The organism is Deltaproteobacteria bacterium PRO3 (assembly GCA_030263375.1).
Classification (GTDB): Bacteria; UBA10199; UBA10199; order DSSB01; family DSSB01; genus DSSB01.
The window spans coordinates 24,327-40,543 of the sequence record SZOV01000007.1 but is presented as its reverse complement, the minus strand read 5'-3'; the positions used below and the strand labels follow the sequence as shown (position 1 = coordinate 40,543).

The following is a 16,217-nucleotide window of genomic DNA, read 5'->3' as shown; positions in this document are numbered from 1 at the left end:
AACTAGCCTTTCGCCCGCATGTGCGGGAAGAGGATCACGTCGCGGATCGAGGCCTGGTCGGTCAGGAGCATGACCAGGCGATCGATGCCGATGCCCTCGCCCGCCGTGGGCGGCATGCCGTACTCGAGGGCGGTGATGAAATCTTGGTCGAGGTACATGGCCTCCTCGTCGCCGGCCTCGCGGGCGGCGACCTGCTTGAGGAAACGTTCCTTCTGGTCGAGCGGGTCGTTGAGCTCGCTGAAGCCGTTGGCGATCTCGCGGCCGTAGATGAAAAGCTCGAAGCGGTCGGTCACCTCGGGGTCGGCCTCGTTGCGCCGCGAGAGCGGCGAGACCTCGGTCGGGTACTGGGTGATGAAGGTCGGCTGGATCAGCTGTTTTTCGACCTTTTCTTCGAAGAGTTCGGTCAAGATGGCGCCGAGGCCCTCTTTTTCCTTCTTCAAATGGATCTCGAGGCGCTTCGCTTCGGCCAGGGCCTTGTCGCGCGAGGTCAATATCGCGGGATCGAAGCCGCCGATCTGGACGAGGGCCTCCTTGAGCGTCAGGCGCCGGAAGGGCTTTTGGAAGCTGAGCGCGGCGCCTTGGTAGCTGATCTCGGTCGAACCGCAGACTTCCAGGGCCAGGCGGGCGAGCATCTCCTCGGTCAGGGCGATCAGGTCCTCGTAGGTGGCGTAGGCCTGGTAGAACTCGAGCATGGTGAACTCGGGGTTGTGCTGGATGCTGATCCCCTCGTTGCGGAAGTTGCGGTTGATCTCGAAGACCCGCTCGATGCCGCCGACCACGAGGCGCTTGAGGTAGAGCTCGGGCGCGATGCGCAGGTAGAGCTTCATGTCGAGGGCGTTGTGGTGCGTGACGAAGGGCTTGGCCGCCGCGCCGCCCGGAATGGGCTGCATCATCGGCGTCTCGACCTCGACGAAGCGGCGCTCGACTAAGAACTGGCGGATCTTCTGGATGACGAGCGAGCGCTTGAGGAAGACGTCCTTCACCTCGTCGTTCATGATGAGGTCGACGTAGCGCTGGCGGTAGCGCGCCTCGATGTCGGTCAGACCGTGGAATTTTTCGGGGAGCTGCTGGAGGCTCTTCACCGCGAGGCGCAACTTCTCGACGTGGATCGAGAGCTCGTCGGTCTTGGTGCGGAACAGGTAGCCCTCGACCCAAAGAAAATCCCCCACCTCGGCGCGCTCGAAGAGGGCCCAATCGGCCTCGGAGACCGCGTCTTTCTTGACGTAGGCCTGGATGCGCCCGTCGCGGTCCTTCAGCTTGACGAAGCAGGCCTTGCCGAAGGAGCGCTGGAACATGATGCGCCCGGCCAGCCGCACCTCGATCTTCTTCGCCTCCAGCTCCTCTTTGGAAAGACCGGAGTGGTTTTGCAAAATTTCGCCGCTGGTGTGCGTGCAGCTCAAGTCGTTGGGAAAGGGATTGAGGCCCTCTTCCTTGAGCTTCTGCAATTTTTCGAGGCGCTGCTGGTAGTAGAGGTTGTCTTCCATAAAACCGAATAGAAATTGGGGGTTTAGCTGAAGAGGGGTTAGTCGGGGCGCCCGCGAAGGTCAAGGGAAAAGCGGCAAAAACCGGCCTCGCCGCCGCGCCTAGCGGCGGCGCAGGCGCCGCCGGATCGCCCCCAGCAAGACCTCGCTCCCCTCGACCTTGAGCAGCGTCACCGCGAGAAAATAGACCCCCGAGCCCAACGCGATCATGGCGATCAGGTAGAGGCTGCGCGGCAGCATGGGCGCGAAGGTCCAATCCCAGTAGCGCATGGCGACGAACAGGACGAGGGCCATGAGCCCCGACGCCCCGGCCATCTTGAGGATGGAGCCCGCGAGGGAGCGCAGGCCGAGCGGCCCCACCGACTTGCGGTAGTCGTAGAGCAGCATGGCGAAGTTGGCGATCGAGCCGATACCGACGCCCAGGGCGAGGCCGCGGTGTTGCAAGGGCCAGAGCAGAGCGAAGCCTGCGGCGATGTTGACCAGCACCGCGAGGTTGGCGGCGCGCACCGGCTTGCGCGCGTCCTGGACGGCGTAAAAGGCCGAGGAGGTAATCCGCGTCGCCGAGACGAAGGGCAAGCCCACCGCAAAGCACTGGAGCGTCTCCGCCGTGAGCCGCGTCGATTCCTCGTTGAAGCCGCCGCGGAAAAACAGGACCGCGATGATGGGCTTGGCCAGAACGGCCAGTCCGACGGCCGCGGGGATATTGACCAGCCAGACGGTGGCGAGGGCCTTGCGCATCGCCTGTTTCATGCGGACGAAGTCTTTTTCCGCCGCGTGCTCGGAGAGCAGCGGCAGGACAACGGTGGCCAGCGAGACCGCGAAGATCCCGAGGGGAAACTCGATCACCCGATCGGCGTACCAGAGGTAGCTCACCGAGCCGGTGGGCAGATAGGAGGCCATGAAGGTGATCGCCAGCAGGTTGATCTGATAGACCGCCGAGCCGTAGATGCTGGGCAGCATGAGGCGGCCGATCTTGCGGACGCCCGGATGCCTCCAATGAAAGCTGATTTTCGGGAAAAGTCCTTCGCGGATCAGGGGCGGGACCTGGATCAGCAACTGAAAAAAGCCCCCGAGGATGACGCCCCAGGCGATGCCGACGGCGGGATCGGCGAAACGCCCGGAAAGGAGCCAGGCCCCCATAATGATTCCGATGTTCAACAACACGGGGGCGAAGGCCGGGGTGAGGAAGCGTTTGCGGGAGTTGAGGATCCCCATCGCCAGGGCGCCCAGCGAAACGAGGAAGATGTAAGGAAAGGTGATCTTGGTCAGCAGGACCGTGAGGGCGAATTTTTCGGGATCGGCCTCGAAGCCCAACGCGGTCACCCGCACGAAGACGCCCGCGCCGAGGACGCCGGCCAGGGTCACGACCGAAAGCAGCAGCGTCAGCAAGGTAAAGGTGACGTCGACGATCTCCTTGGCCTCTTGTTTCGACCGCCGGTAACTCTCGGTGAACACCGGCACGAAAGACATGGTCAGGTTGCCCTCGGCCAAGAGGCGGCGTAGGAGATTGGGAATTCGGAAAGCGACGTAGAAGGCGTCCGCCGCGGCGCGGGTGCCGAGGATATAGGCGATGGCCGAGTCGCGCGCGAGACCGAAGATGCGGCTTAGGAGGGTCATGGCCCCAACCATCCCCGCCGGGCCGACCATCTTCGGCGCCTCCAGATCGGCCGGATCGGCCGCGCTCATCTGCAGGGGATCCTCGGGAGGCGCAGCGGGGTCCTTGGGGGCCATGTCCTGGGTTTAGGGTCTGCCCCGGGGACTCGCAAGTCTTTTGTTGGATCCCTGAAGGGCCACCTAAATTTTTTTTGGAGTGCCGCAGACCGGGGATTAGGCGCCAAAATATTTCTGCAGGGAACCCTGAAGGGAATCGGCGGCGTCCTCGGCCCGGAAGGCCAGGTACTGCAACACGCTGCTGCCTAACTGAGGCGGCGCCACGGCGACGCGGGCCTCGTTAGGATCGAGTCGGTCCACCATGCCCTGGAAATCCTCCGCGACCGGCAGCTGCGCATCCCGGGTGCGGAAGTCCCCCCGCACCTCATACTTGGCGGCCTTCTGCAACAAAGCCAGGCGTTGTTGAGGGCTGCCAAAGCCCTGAAATTGATCGCCGGTGACGAAGTCGTGGGCGGAGGCCGCCTCGGAGCTGCCGTCTTCGTTCTTGACGAGGATCTCGTCGTCGGCATCCACCTCGTGATAGCGACCGGCCTTGGCCCCCTCGACGTGGTCGCTGTTGAAATAGAGGCGATCGACGCCGTCTTTTTGGCGAAGGTAGCCGTCGATCTTGCCGTCGATGAAAGGGTTTTTGCTGAGAATATTTTCGAAATCCATCGCGAAATCCTCCATTTTTTAGGGGGCCTTGGGCGCGGCCCGCTGACGGAGGAAGCTAAAGCAAGGTATGGACCAAAACGGGGGATTTAGAAAATATTAATAAATACATATAGTTAAAATCTAAGCCCATTCGCGCTTGGCAAATTTTGCAATTTGTTTGAGTACTTTCCGGCGGTCCCGAATGCCTCGAAGGGACGATTAACGGTTTGACAGGCCCCTCCCCCCTTTGTTACACAAGCGCGCCTTCAAAGGCTTTTAAAGATTATTCTTTTCGGAAGGATCGATATGGCAGACGCGAAGAAACCCAAACTCCCCAAAGGCCGCCACCGCTCTCAGATCAAGCGCCACAAGCAGAATCTGAAGCGGGCCGAGCGCAACGCGACGATCCGCTCCGAAGTCCGCACCTTCATCAAGAAGGTCCGCCAATCGGTGGAGAAAAAGGACGCCACCTTGGCAAAAACCGCCCTGCTGGACGCGATCAAGAAGATCGACAAGGCCGTCTCGAAGGGGATCCTTCATTCGAAGAACCGTTCGCGCAAGATCTCGCGGCTCTCCAAGCTGGTCGCTTCCTTAGGCAAGTAATCCGATAATCTCATCCACGCATCTCTTAAGCAGCAGGGGCCGCGGCAAGGCGCTGCCCTTCAGGCGCAGGTCCGCGCGCGTCAGCGGGGCCCAAAGGGCCAGGCCGAGGCGTTTGCCGTAGCGGTGCGCCTGCTGCTCGTACTTCTTCCAGGCCATCGGCGGCATGCGGAACAGCGAGCCGGCGCGGCGCAGCCCCGAAAACTTGAGGGTGAGCAGGATGGAGATGTGGCGGTGGATCAGGGAGAGGATTTTCAGCGGCTCTTCCCCGCTGGCCAGCAGCAGCTCGAGGGAGCGGTGGAGCTGGACGTAGTTTTTTTGGAAGAGCGCGTCGATCACCTCGAAGACGTTCTCGTCGGTAACCTTGACCAATAATTCCTCGACGTCCTTGAGCCGCAGCGCCGGCTCGTCGCCGATGTAGAGGCAGCATTGGGTGACGGCCAGCTGCAGGGCGCCTAAGGACAGCCCCACCCAGTCGACCAGGCGTTCGACGACCTCGGGGGCGGCCTTTTTGCCTTCGCGTTGCAGGCAGTCCCGCACCCAAGCCTCGGCCTCGTCGCGGGCGGGGGTCTCCAGCTCGACCACTCGAGCCTTCTTCTTAAGCTTCTTCACCCATTCGAGCCTCCCGTCCAATTTTTCGTCGTCGAGCAGCAGCAAGGTGGTCGGCTGGGGGGAATCGAGGTAGGCGCTGAGGGTTTCGGCCTCCTTGGCCTTGAGATCGCCCGCGTCGCGGAGGACGACGACGCGGCGTTCGGCGAAGCAGGGGTAGTCTTGGCAGGCCTCGACGACGCGGCGGATGTCGTCGTCGCCGGCGAAGAATTGGGCGAAGTTCATGTCCTTGAGGGCCGCGCCGAGGGCTCGGGAAACGAGGGACTCGCGAAATTTTTCGCGCAGATAGGCCTCGGGACCGATCAGGGCGACGACCGGGTCGAGGGGGATTTTTTCGGCGGATTTTAGCATCGCTAGGGACATGGTTTATCGAACTTACCTCAAATGCGGCGTCCGTAGGGGCCGTTCGCGAACGGCCCCTACCATAGACCGCCCGGTGCGGGGGGCGGGAATATGTTTCCCGGAGGCTTTTCCGACTGTCTGAGCGTCCTTAAACAGTCACTCTCACCTCTACAAACTCAGCGTTCTGCACGACCATCTAATAAACCGCGAGTTTCGGAAAAGCCGGAGGGAAACATATTCCCGCCCCCCGCACCGGGCGCACCATAATTCTTCGACCCAAGACGGCAAACTACTTAACGACGATATTCAGCAATTTCCCCGGCACGAAGATCGTCTTGACCACGGACTTCCCCTCGAGGTGCGCCCGGATCTTCTCGTCGGTGTCGACGATCCGGCGGACCTCCTCCTCGCTGACCCCCGGCGGCAGCTCGGCCTTGCCGCGCAGCTTGCCGTTGACCTGGACGATGACCGTGACGGTCTCGGCCAATGTGGCCTCGGGGTCGAAGCCGGGCCAGGCTACGTCCAAGAGGCTGCCCTCGAAGCCCAGGTTCCTCCAGGCCTCCTCGCAAAAGTGCGGGACGAAGGGCGAGAGGAGCAGGACCAGGGATTCGAGGAGCTCCGCGAGCAGCCCCCTCCCCTCCTCGCCCTCCCAATCGGAGCGCGGCACCTCGCCGACCTTGTTGACCAGCTCCATGACCGCCGCGATGGCGGTGTTGAAGTGAAAGTCCTGCTGCACGTCCTCGGTGACTTTTTGGATGGTGCGGTGGAGCTTGGCGTGGACCTCGCGCAGCGCCTTGCCCTGGGGCTTCGGGCTGCTCTTGACCGGCCCCTCCCGCCGGCGGTACAGCGGCGCGAGATCGGCCAAAAGGCGCCAGACGCGGTTGAGGAAGCGGGCGCTGCCCTCGACCCCCGCGTCGTTCCAGTCGAGGTCCTTCTCCGGCGGCGAGGCGAAGAGACAGAAGAGCCGCGCGGTGTCGGCGCCGTACTTCTCGATCAGGTACTCGGGGTCGACGACGTTGCCTTTTGACTTGCTCATCTTGGCGCCGTCCTTGATGACCATGCCCTGCGTGAGCAGGTTTTGGAAGGGCTCGGAGACGCCGGTGTAGCCCAAGTCGCGCAGCACCTTGGTGAAAAACCGCGAATACAAGAGGTGCAGGACCGCGTGCTCGATCCCGCCGATGTACTGGTCGACCGGCATCCAGTAGTCGGAGGAGCGCCGGCTGAAGGGCTCGTCGCCGTCCTTGGGCGAGAGATAGCGCAGGAAATACCAGGAGGACTCCATGAAGGTGTCGAAGGTGTCGGTCTCGCGGCGCGCCAGCTTTCCGCATTTCGGACAAGCGGCGTTCACGAAGGAGTCGATCTTGGCGAGCGGCGAACCACCCTCCCCCGTGAACTCGACGTCGAGGGGCAATTTCACCGGGAGGTTCTCGATCTTCTCCGGCACGGCGCCGCAATCCGGGCAGTAGACGATGGGGATGGGCGCGCCCCAGTAACGCTGGCGCGAGACGCCCCAGTCGCGGAGCTTGTAGGTGATCTTGGAATGCCCGGCCTTTTGGCTCTCGAGCAGCTTGACGATGGCGCCTTTGGCCTCCTCGCTGCCCATGCCGCCGAAAGGTCCGCTGTCAACCATCGTACCCGGTTCCACATACGCAGCCTGTAGGGGCCCTTCGCGAACGGCCCCCACGGCGACATTCTCGATCACCAGCCGAATCGGCAAGCCATACTTCTTCGCAAAGTCGAAGTCCCGCTGGTCGTGCGCCGGCACCGCCATGACCGCCCCGGTCCCGTACTCCATCAAGACAAAGTTGGCCGCAAAGAGCGGAATCTTCTCTCCGGTCAGCGGATGCACGGCGTTCAAGCCGAGCGGAATTCCCTCTTTCTCATAGGCGTCGGCCACGCGCTTGTCGCGGTCGATCTTGCGGACCCGTTCGCGGAACTCGGCGATCTCCCGGCGCTTGCCCTCGTCCTTCACCAGGGCGTCGATCAGGGGATGCTCGGCGGCGAGCGAGAGAAAGGTCACGCCGTAAAGCGTGTCGGGCCGGGTGGTGAAAATGAGGATCTCCTCCCCGCTCCCCTCGACCTTGAAGACGGCCTCGGCGCCCGGGCTTTTGCCGATCCACTCGCGCTGCATGGTGAGGACGCGCTCGGGCCAGCCCTTGAGGTTGTAAGTCTCCCGCAGCAGCTCCTCGGCGTAGTCGGTGATCTTCAAGAACCATTGCTCGAGCGGCTTCTGCTCGACGGCGCTGTCGCAGCGCCAGCAAAGCCCCTGCTCGACCTGCTCGTTGGCCAGGACGGTCTGGCAGCTGGGGCACCAGTTGACGAGGCTCTTCTTCTTGTAGGCCAGGCCCTTCTCGTACATCTCGATGAAGATCTTCTGCTCCCAGCGATAGTACTCGGGCTCGCAGGTGGCGACCTCGCGGTCCCAGTCGTAGCTGAAGCCCAGGCGCTGCAGCTGCGCGCGCATCGCCTTGATGTTGTCTTTCGTCCAGGCCGCGGGGTGGGTCTTGTTTTTGATCGCCGCGTTCTCGGCGGGCATCCCGAAGGCGTCCCAGCCCATCGGGTGCAGGACGTTGTAGCCGCGCATCTTGAGGAAGCGCGCCAGCACGTCGCCGATCGTGTAATTGCGCACGTGCCCCATGTGAATGCGGCCCGAAGGATAAGGAAACATCTCTAGCAGGTAGAACTTCGGGCGGTCGGCCACCTCGCGGACTTGGAAGCAGCGGTGTTCCTCCCAGTAGGCCTGCCACTTGGGTTCGATCTTCTTCGGGTCGTACGGGTCTTTAAAGCTCATGGGGCTTCCATGTCACGGAGGCTTCGCGCCTTTCAAGCGCTTTTCGGCGGCTAATACTCCCCCTTGCCGGGGCCGCGGCGCAGGGACTTTTTCTCGGCGTGGCGGCGCTTGCCTTCGAGCATCTTCTCCTTGGCCCGCTTGGAGCGCTTGCGCTTTTGGCGCCGGAGTTTTTCGATCTTCTGCCGCCGCTCGCTCTTCTCTTGTAAAATCCGCTCCTCGAGCTTTTCGACCAGGAGGCGGCGGGCCATAAAGCGGTTGAAGGCCTGGCTGCGGCTCTCCTGGCAGCGCACCATCAGGCCGCTGGGCAGGTGTCGCAGTTGGACGACGACGGAGGTCTTGTTGATCTTCTGGCCCCCCGCCCCGCTGCCGCGGATGAACTCTTCCTCGAGGTCGGACTCCAGCACGCCCAAACGGGACATGCGGGCCTCGAGGTCGCGGACCTTGGCGTCGGAGATGAGGGGGGCGTTCATGAGGACCTAATAAGGCCGGGAGAGATTTTTTTCCAGCCAGAAGCGAAACAGGGCGACGCACTCGTCCTTCAGGAGGCCGCTCTCCACCTCGACTGGGGAGCCGCCGTAGGTCTTCATGTCCTGGTTGGAAAAGGTAATTTCGTTGAAGCCGGCCGCCTGCGCGTCGGCGATGCCGGCGCCGTAACGGATCTTCTCGATCCGCGCCCAATGGCAGGCGCTGAAACACATCGGACAGGGCTCGCAGGTGGAATAGAGGACCGACCCCGAGAGGTCGATGCGCCCGAGCTTGCGACAGGCCTCGCGGATGGCGAGGATCTCGGCATGGGCGGTGATGTCGGTCAAGGCCCAGACCTCGTTATGGCGGCGGCTCAAGACCTCTCCGTCCCGCACGATGCAGGCGCCGAAGGGGGTCTGGCCGCGCTCGATGCCCTCGCGGGCCGAGGCGATGGCTTGGCGCATGAAGTCGGCGTCGTTCATAAAAGAATTGTGGAAGAAAGCCGGGCTTCTGGACAGAAAAAAATGCGCCGCCCTAGCGCCACCAACGCTGCTCGACCAGCGCGGCCAATTCGGGGGAGCTTTGCCGCAGCCAAGCCAGCTCTTGCTCGGCCTTGTCGATCTGCCCGATCTGGTAGAGGCAGCCGATGCGCAGGGCCAGGGCCTCGAAGAGGCGGGAGTAATTGGGGTAGCGCTTGATCAGCAGCGCCAGAGCCTCGGCCGCGCCGCGGTGATCGCCCATAGAGTGCATCCGCAGAGCCTGCTGGTGGGCGAATTGCGCGACGGCGTTTTGGGCCTCTTGCTCGAGGCCGTAGAGCTCTTCGTAGGTCCCGCCGGGCGCAACGGCCTGCGGATAAGCGGGGCTAGGATAGGCGGGCGCGGTATTTCCGTAGCTCGCGAAGGAGATCAGACCGTTGCCGAAGCGCGGCTGGCGCCAGGAAGGCTCGGCCATGGGCCGGGTCTGGGCGCGGGCCAGGGAAAGGTCGCGCAGGCTAATCTCGCCGCCGCCTTCGGGAATGGGCACATCGGGAGCCGGGACGGAAGGCGCGGGCTCGTTTTTCGCGACCTGCTCAGGGGCGTCGCGATGGAGCTTATATTGATAAATCCCGGCCAGGGTCAGGGCCATGACGAAGGCCCCGGTCAGAGCGGGCCGCCAGAAGGAAGCGACATCGAGGCCGAACCAGGCAAAACGCCGCTTGGGCTTGGGCGCCTGGGCCAAAACTTTTTGTAAGAGGGCCGGAGGGGGCTGAAGGTCGGGCAGCCGGTTGCGGTAAATTTGGCCGACGCGGCCGAACTCGCGAACCTCGCCTTCAAGCTCGGCACGGGCGCCGATCTCGGCCTGAAAGGCCGCGCGGTCGGCGGGGTCGAGGTCGTCGTAGAGGAAGTCGATCACTTTGTCATCGAAGTCTCGGCGATCCATGATTTAATTCCGTCCTGCCATTTTAAACGCTCAATCCCTCTCCAGCAATTCACGATATTTCGACTGTTTCAGGCTGCGCCGCAGGGCCTCGAGGGCGTAGCGCATGCGGCTTTTCACCGTATTGACCGAGACGCCGGTCACCTCGGCGATCTCCTCGAACTTCAGCCCCTCCTTTTCGCGGAGCAGGAAGACCTCGCGTTGGTCTTCATTCAGCTTGGCCAGGGCCTTCTCGAGCACCGCCTCGATCTCGTTGGCGGAGGAGACGACGTCGGCCGGGATCTCGTCGCCGGCGATGGTGTCGGCGAGGTTGCGCTCGCCGTTCTCGCCCCGGTCGTCCAGGCTGACCGCCTCGCGGATCTTCCGTCGCCGGAAGGTATCGACGCAGAGGTTGCGCACGATCGTGTAGAGCCAGGTGGTGAACTTGCCGTTGGGCAGGTAGCGATCCGCCGCCTGGTGGACCTTGAGGAAGGCCTCTTGAAAGACCTCCTCGGCCACCTCGCGGTTCCCCAGAAAACGGACGATGAAGTTATACACGCCGTTCTGGTGACGCCGGATCAGCACCTCAAAGGCGGCGGTATCGCCGGCCTGAAAGGCCACCATAAGTTCTTCGTCGCTGCGCATGGTCCCCATAAACGGGACCCACCGTAATGTCAGAGACCCGAGCTGGTCAAGATAACTGTTGGAACGGACTTGAGAAAATAAGGTTTTAGGTATTTAAATTTTTTCTCCGGTTGAAAATGGAGAATAGAATCCAGATTGCCGCCCTATCCCTTACGCCTCTATTTTTGCCTAGGTATTGCCTATGGCCCCCTCTGTGGTCCTTATGCCCCGCCCGCCCCTAGCCGGGGGCGATATGTCCCAGCGGGGACACGGCCTGGCCCCCTTAGGCCGGGGGCCAGGCCTCCGCCGAAAAGCCGATATTATTGGATGCCTCAAGGTGATCGGCTTTTCAGAGGGTCCCGCTTGGGGACATATCGCCCCCGGCTAGGGGCTCGTGCTTGTTAACATTAGGGATGGGGGGCTAGGGATGTTCCGAGGATAGGAGAATGCCGCAAGACCAGGAGGTCCCGGTTATTCAAACAAAATAATTATGAAAATAATTAAATTTTATATAGTTAAAAACTATAGCGAATGAACAGCTTTAGCTATGGACGCCGCCAACCTTTTTGCCTTTTCAAGCCCTACCTGAGGTTTTCCATTGGCAAAGCAGTCGACCAGGGCCGACCCCACCACCACCCCGTCTGCCAACTTCGCCACCGCCCGCGCCTGCTCGGGCGTCTTGATCCCGAAGCCCACACAGACCGGCAGGCGGCTGCCCTTCACGACTTGGGCGATCTGCTCCTTGATTTCAGGCTGGGCATGGATGGCCGCCCCGGTCACCCCGGTCAGCGAGACATAATAGATGAAGCCCGAGCCCTTCTTTCGCACCAGGTCGATGCGCTTGCGGTCGCTGGTGGGCGCCAGGAGGTAGATCAAGGAAACCCCGGCCTTGCTGGCCGCCTGCCGAGTCTCCTCCCCCTCTTCCGGCGGCAGGTCCACCAAGAGCGTCCCGTCGACTCCCGCCCCCTTGGCATCGCGAAAGTAATCGGAAATGCCGTATTGTAGGATAGGGTTAAAGTATCCCATGAGCAAAATCGGGACCTGGCTCTTCTTGCGGATGGTCTCGACGGCCTTGAAGATCCCCGGCAACTTGGTCCCCGCCTTCAGCGCCCGCTCGCTGCTCTTTTGAATGACCGGGCCGTCGGCCATGGGGTCGCTGAAGGGAACACCCAACTCGACGATATCCACCCCCGCCTCTTCCAGGCCCCAGACCACCTGCGGGGTGAATTTGAGGTTGGGGTCGCCGGCGGTGACGAAGGCCACCATGGCCTTCTTTCCGGCTTTTTTAAGCTCGGCGAATTTCTTCTCGATGCGGTTCTTCACAGGCTTACCTTCTTGACCCTGGCGATGGTCCCCATGTCCTTGTCCCCCCGCCCGCTCAGGTTGACCACCAAGAGCCGCCCCTTCTTGGCCTTGCTCAAGTAAGCCACGGCATGGCTGCTCTCGAGGGCCGGCAGGATGCCCTCGTAGCGGGTCAATAGGTCGAAGCCGGCCATCGCCTCGGCATCGGTGACGGGGACGTAGCGCGCCCTTCCCTGCTCGTGCAGATACGCATGCTCGGGCCCGACGCCGGGGTAATCCAGTCCGGCGCTGATCGAATGGGTCTCCATCACCTGCCCCTCTTCGTCCTGCAAGAGATAGGACTTTTGTCCATGTAGGACGCCGACCTTTCCGGCTACTAGGGTCGCGGCGTGTTTGCCGGTCCGGACCCCGCTGCCGGCGGCCTCGACGCCGACCAAGTCGACCTTTTCGTCCTTGATAAAGGGATAAAAGATCCCCATCGCGTTGGAGCCGCCGCCGACGCAGGCCACGACCTCGTCCGGGAGCCGCCCCTCGGCCTTGAGGATCTGCCGGCGCGCCTCCTCGCCGATGACCTTTTGAAAGTCGCGCACCAGCAAGGGATAAGGGTGCGGCCCGGCGACGGTGCCGATGCAATAGTAAGTGTTGCGAATGTTCGTGATCCAGTCGCGCAAGGCTTCGTTGAGGGCGTCCTTCAAGGTGGCCGAGCCGCTGGTGACGGGGATGACCTTGGCGCCCAAGAGCTTCATGCGGAAGACATTCAGCGACTGGCGCACGATGTCCTCCTTGCCCATGTAGACCTCGCAGTCGAGGCCGAAGAGCGCGCACATCGTCGCCGTCGCGACGCCGTGCTGGCCCGCGCCGGTCTCGGCGATGATGCGCTTCTTGCCCATGCGGCGGGCGAGCAGGATCTGACCGAGGGTGTTGTTCACCTTGTGGGCGCCGGTGTGGCAGAGGTCCTCCCGCTTGAGGTAGACCTTGAGCCCCAGCTTCTCGCTCAACCGCGCGGCGAAATACAGCGGCGTTGGGCGCCCGACGTAGTTCTTCGCGTAGTAGTCGAATTCTTTCTTAAACTCGCGGTCGCGGCGGATCTTGTTGTAGGCGGTCTCCAACTCGAAGAGCGCGGGCATCAGGGTCTCGGCGACGTATTTGCCGCCGAAGGATCCGAAGTGCCCGCGCCGATCGGGTCCCTTGTATTTCTTAAAATCCATTTTTGATTTCATCATTTCACCCGCACCAGGGCCGATTTGGCCTTGGAGATAAAGACTTCCATCTTGTGCCGGTCCTTCCGCCCCGGCGAGGCCTCCACACCGCTGGCCACGTCGACCATGAAGGGCTTCACCGTGGCGATCGCGACGGCGACGTTGTCGGGATTGAGCCCGCCGGCCAGGACGATCTTTTTGCCGAACTTCTCCGCCTCGTGGACCAAGTCCCAGTGCGCCGTCAGCCCCGTGCCGCCGTAGGCCTTCTCGGAATAGGCGTCGACCAGGATCCAGTCGCAGTGGTACTTCGGAATCTCCGCCAGATCTTCGGGGGCCTTGAGGCGGAAGGCCTTGTACCAAGGGCGCCCCAGGCCATTGAGCGACTCGGGCGATTCATCGCCGTGGAACTGCAGCATGTCAAGCCCGAGTTCGATCGCCAGGTCCACGACCTTGCCGATATCCTCGTTCACGAAGACGCCGACCTTCGGGATATTGGTGGGGATCTCCTCGAAGATCCGCTCGGCGACCTCGTAGTCCACGAAGCGCGGCGAGTCCGGGTAGAAGTTAAAGCCCAGGTAGTCCGCGCCCAGCTCGACGGCGTCGAGGGTGTCGTTCAAGTCGGTGAGGCCGCAGATCTTGACCAGGGTCATTTCAGAAATCCTTTCAGGGCCTCGCCGGGATGAGGCGCCTTCATGAAGGCCTCGCCGATCAGGAAGGCGTCGGCCCCCGCGGCCTTCAGACGCTTCAGGACCTCGGCGGAATCCAGGCCGCTCTCGCTGACCTTCACCGCGGCGGCGGGGAGCTTGGGCAAGAGCGCCTCGGTCAGGCCGACGTCGACCTTGAAGGTCTTGAGATCCCGGTTGTTGATGCCGACGATCTTGGCTCCGATGCCTGCGGCGCGCTCGGCCTCGGCGGCGTCGTGGACCTCGACCAAGACGGAGAGGCCCAGCTCCTCCGCGAGTCCCTGCAGGTCTTCCATCTGCCAACGGCCCAGCATCGCGGCGATCAAGAGGATGGCGTCGGCCCCGGCCTCGCGCGCGACGTAAATTTGATAGGGATCCCAGAGGAAATCCTTCCGCAGCAGCGGCAACTTGACCGCCTGCCGCACCTGGCGCAGGTGTTCGAGGTGACCTCCGAAGAAGTGCTCGTCGGTCAAGACGGACAGCGCGGCCGCACCGGCCTCTTCGTAACCGCGGGCGATGCCGACGGGATCGAAGTCGGCGCGCAGGACGCCCTTGCTGGGCGACTGCCGCTTGATCTCGGCGATCACCGCAAAGGCCCCAGGCGCCTCACGCAAGGCCTTGGCGAGCGAAAGGGGCCGATAAGCGGCGTCCTTCGCCCGCTCCTTGGCGTCCTCGGGCCGGAGCTGGCGCTTGTAATGCTCCAACTCCTCCAACTTATATTTGTAGATCTTCTCCAGGATCATGGCTTCCGCACCAAATTCTCCAGCTTTTCCGCCGCAGCCCCGCTCTCGATGGCGTCCTTGGCCTGCACCGCGGCTTCCTTCAAATCCTTCGCCTGGCCTGCCACGACCAGCGCGGCGGCCGCGTTGAGGACGACGCCGTCGCGGATCGGGCCGAAGAAGGTCTTGTCGAAGATGCCCCGGAGCAGCTTGGCGTTATGCGCGGCGTCCTTGCCCAATACAAACTTGGGGTCGCTGGCCCGCAGCCCGGCGTCGGCGGGCGTCACGACCTTCTCTTCCAAGCCCTGCGGCGTCACCTCGGTCACGTGGGTCGGCCCGCTGGGGCTCAGCTCGTCCAGGCCCGACTCGCTGCTCACCACCCAGGCCCGCTCGGTGCCGAGCCGGCGCAGGGCCTCGCCCAGGATGGGCCGCATCCCCGGCGCGAAGACCCCAACCACTTGGTGCCGGACCTGGGCCGGGTTGAGCAAGGGGCCGAGGAAGTTAAACACCGTCACCATGTCGAGCTGCCGACGGATCTGCTGCACCCGCTGGGTCGCGGGGTGGTAGCGCGGGGCCAACATGAAGCCGAAATGCCTTGTTTCGATCGCCTCGGCGACGGCCTCCGGCCCCAGATCGATGGGAATACCCAGCGCCTCCAGCAGATCCGCGCTGCCAGACTTCGAGGTGATCGCCCGGTTGCCGTGCTTCGCCACCGGCACCCCGCAGGCAGCGACCAGGAGCCCCGCCGCCGTCGAGAAATTGAAGGAGCCGCTGCGGTCGCCGCCCGTCCCGCAGGTGTCCACGGCGCCCGCGACCTTGAGGCGCACCGGAGTCATCTTTTCGCGCAGCACCCGCGCCGCCTCGGTCAGGACGTCGGCGTCCAGGCCGCGCGTCGAGAGCGAGGTCAGGAACAAGGCGATCTCGGAGTCGCGGGTCTCGGGGCTCAAGATCGCCTCGAAGCCGCCGCGGATCTCTTCCGGGGCCAAGGGTTCTTCGGCGATGATCTTTTTCAGCAGTTCTTTCATGCCGCCCGCGCCGTCTTCACCCGTGTCAGAAAATTGTTCAGGAGCTGCTTGCCGGACTTGGTCAAGATGGACTCGGGATGAAACTGCACCCCCTCGACCAGGTATTTCTTGTGTCGGAGCCCCATGATCTCGCCCGCGTCGGTCCAAGCCGAGATCTCCAGCGAATCGGGGAGCGATTCGCGCTCGACGATGAGAGAATGATAGCGCGTGGCGACGAAGGGGTTGGGCAGTCCCGCGAAGAGCGTCTTGCCGTCGTGATGGATCTCGCTGGTCTTTCCGTGCATGACGTTGCTCGCGCGGATCACCTTGCCGCCAAAGGCCTGCCCGATGGCCTGGTGGCCGAGGCAGACGCCCAAAATGGGAAATTCCCCCTTCAGCTTGTCGATCACCTCCAGGGAGATCCCCGCCTCGTTGGGCGTACAGGGCCCCGGCGAGATCACGATCGCCTCGGGCTTCAGCTCGCGGATCTGCGCGACGTTTAGCTCGTCGTTGCGCTTGACCAAGAGTTCGGCCCCCAGCTCGCCCAGGTACTGGACGAGGTTGTAGGTGAAGGAATCGTAGTTGTCGATCATCAGGAGCATACGGATTTAAGTGCCTAAGTGTCTAAGTGCCTAAGTGTCTAAGTTTTTTTTGCCATATTGATTTTCTTTACGTCGTCAGTGCCGAAAAACTTAAGCA

Annotated in this window: 16 protein-coding genes; 1 reads left to right on the top strand and 15 read right to left on the bottom strand. The window is 62.8% G+C overall.

Annotation, left to right across the window (positions count from 1 at the left end):
• Positions 1–2 precede the first annotated feature (2 nt).
• The 3 genes from lysS to FBR05_02545 form a co-directional block, all read right to left on the bottom strand.
• Complete coding sequence (lysS, locus tag FBR05_02555) at positions 3–1,484, bottom strand: lysine--tRNA ligase (GenBank protein ID MDL1871067.1); 1,482 nt, start codon at positions 1,482–1,484, stop codon at positions 3–5.
• A 99-nt stretch (positions 1,485–1,583) separates the two neighbouring features.
• Positions 1,584–3,212 (bottom strand): murein biosynthesis integral membrane protein MurJ, encoded by a 1,629-nt coding sequence (gene murJ, locus FBR05_02550; GenBank protein ID MDL1871066.1) that lies wholly within the window; start codon positions 3,210–3,212, stop codon positions 1,584–1,586.
• Between the two features lie 96 nt (positions 3,213–3,308).
• The gene (locus tag FBR05_02545) at positions 3,309–3,806 is read right to left on the bottom strand and encodes a hypothetical protein (GenBank protein ID MDL1871065.1); all 498 of its coding nucleotides are present in this window, start codon (positions 3,804–3,806) and stop codon (positions 3,309–3,311) included.
• 285 nt (positions 3,807–4,091) lie between these two features.
• Here FBR05_02545 and FBR05_02540 point away from each other — a divergent pair, with 285 nt between their 5' ends.
• The gene (locus FBR05_02540; protein ID MDL1871064.1) at positions 4,092–4,388 is read left to right on the top strand and encodes a 30S ribosomal protein S20; all 297 of its coding nucleotides are present in this window, start codon (positions 4,092–4,094) and stop codon (positions 4,386–4,388) included.
• Here the strand turns inward: FBR05_02540 and holA are convergent.
• The 12 genes from holA to pabA all read right to left on the bottom strand — a co-directional run bounded on the left by holA (position 4,377) and on the right by pabA (position 16,120).
• The gene (gene holA / locus FBR05_02535) at positions 4,377–5,357 is read right to left on the bottom strand and encodes a DNA polymerase III subunit delta (protein ID MDL1871063.1); all 981 of its coding nucleotides are present in this window, start codon (positions 5,355–5,357) and stop codon (positions 4,377–4,379) included. The genes FBR05_02540 and holA overlap by 12 nt on opposite strands.
• 268 nt (positions 5,358–5,625) lie before the next feature.
• The gene (locus FBR05_02530) at positions 5,626–8,127 is read right to left on the bottom strand and encodes a leucine--tRNA ligase (GenBank protein MDL1871062.1); all 2,502 of its coding nucleotides are present in this window, start codon (positions 8,125–8,127) and stop codon (positions 5,626–5,628) included.
• 50 nt (positions 8,128–8,177) lie between these two features.
• Positions 8,178–8,597: a peptide chain release factor-like protein gene (locus FBR05_02525; GenBank protein MDL1871061.1), complete on the bottom strand. Its 420-nt coding sequence runs from the start codon at positions 8,595–8,597 to the stop codon at positions 8,178–8,180.
• A 6-nt stretch (positions 8,598–8,603) separates the two neighbouring features.
• Entirely contained in the window at positions 8,604–9,074 is a 471-nt protein-coding gene (locus FBR05_02520; protein ID MDL1871060.1) for a nucleoside deaminase, read from the bottom strand.
• A gap of 52 nt (positions 9,075–9,126) precedes the next feature.
• Positions 9,127–10,011, bottom strand: a complete 885-nt coding sequence (locus FBR05_02515) for a hypothetical protein (GenBank protein ID MDL1871059.1) — start codon at positions 10,009–10,011, stop codon at positions 9,127–9,129.
• Positions 10,012–10,041: 30 nt separating this feature from the next.
• Positions 10,042–10,641, bottom strand: coding sequence for an RNA polymerase sigma factor (locus FBR05_02510; GenBank protein MDL1871058.1), 600 nt, complete (start codon positions 10,639–10,641; stop codon positions 10,042–10,044).
• A 492-nt stretch (positions 10,642–11,133) separates the two neighbouring features.
• Positions 11,134–11,934, bottom strand: coding sequence for a tryptophan synthase subunit alpha (locus tag FBR05_02505; protein MDL1871057.1), 801 nt, complete (start codon positions 11,932–11,934; stop codon positions 11,134–11,136).
• Positions 11,931–13,121, bottom strand: a complete 1,191-nt coding sequence (gene trpB, locus FBR05_02500; protein MDL1871056.1) for a tryptophan synthase subunit beta — start codon at positions 13,119–13,121, stop codon at positions 11,931–11,933. Before trpB ends, FBR05_02505 begins: the two co-directional genes overlap by 4 nt.
• 11 nt (positions 13,122–13,132) lie before the next feature.
• Complete coding sequence (locus tag FBR05_02495) at positions 13,133–13,762, bottom strand: phosphoribosylanthranilate isomerase (protein MDL1871055.1); 630 nt, start codon at positions 13,760–13,762, stop codon at positions 13,133–13,135.
• Entirely contained in the window at positions 13,759–14,538 is a 780-nt protein-coding gene (gene trpC, locus FBR05_02490) for an indole-3-glycerol phosphate synthase TrpC (GenBank protein MDL1871054.1), read from the bottom strand. Before trpC ends, FBR05_02495 begins: the two co-directional genes overlap by 4 nt.
• Positions 14,535–15,539, bottom strand: a complete 1,005-nt coding sequence (gene trpD, locus FBR05_02485; GenBank protein ID MDL1871053.1) for an anthranilate phosphoribosyltransferase — start codon at positions 15,537–15,539, stop codon at positions 14,535–14,537. Before trpD ends, trpC begins: the two co-directional genes overlap by 4 nt.
• On the bottom strand, positions 15,536–16,120 hold the full coding sequence (pabA, locus tag FBR05_02480) for an aminodeoxychorismate/anthranilate synthase component II (protein MDL1871052.1): 585 nt from the start codon (positions 16,118–16,120) through the stop codon (positions 15,536–15,538). Before pabA ends, trpD begins: the two co-directional genes overlap by 4 nt.
• Positions 16,121–16,217: the final 97 nt, after the last annotated feature.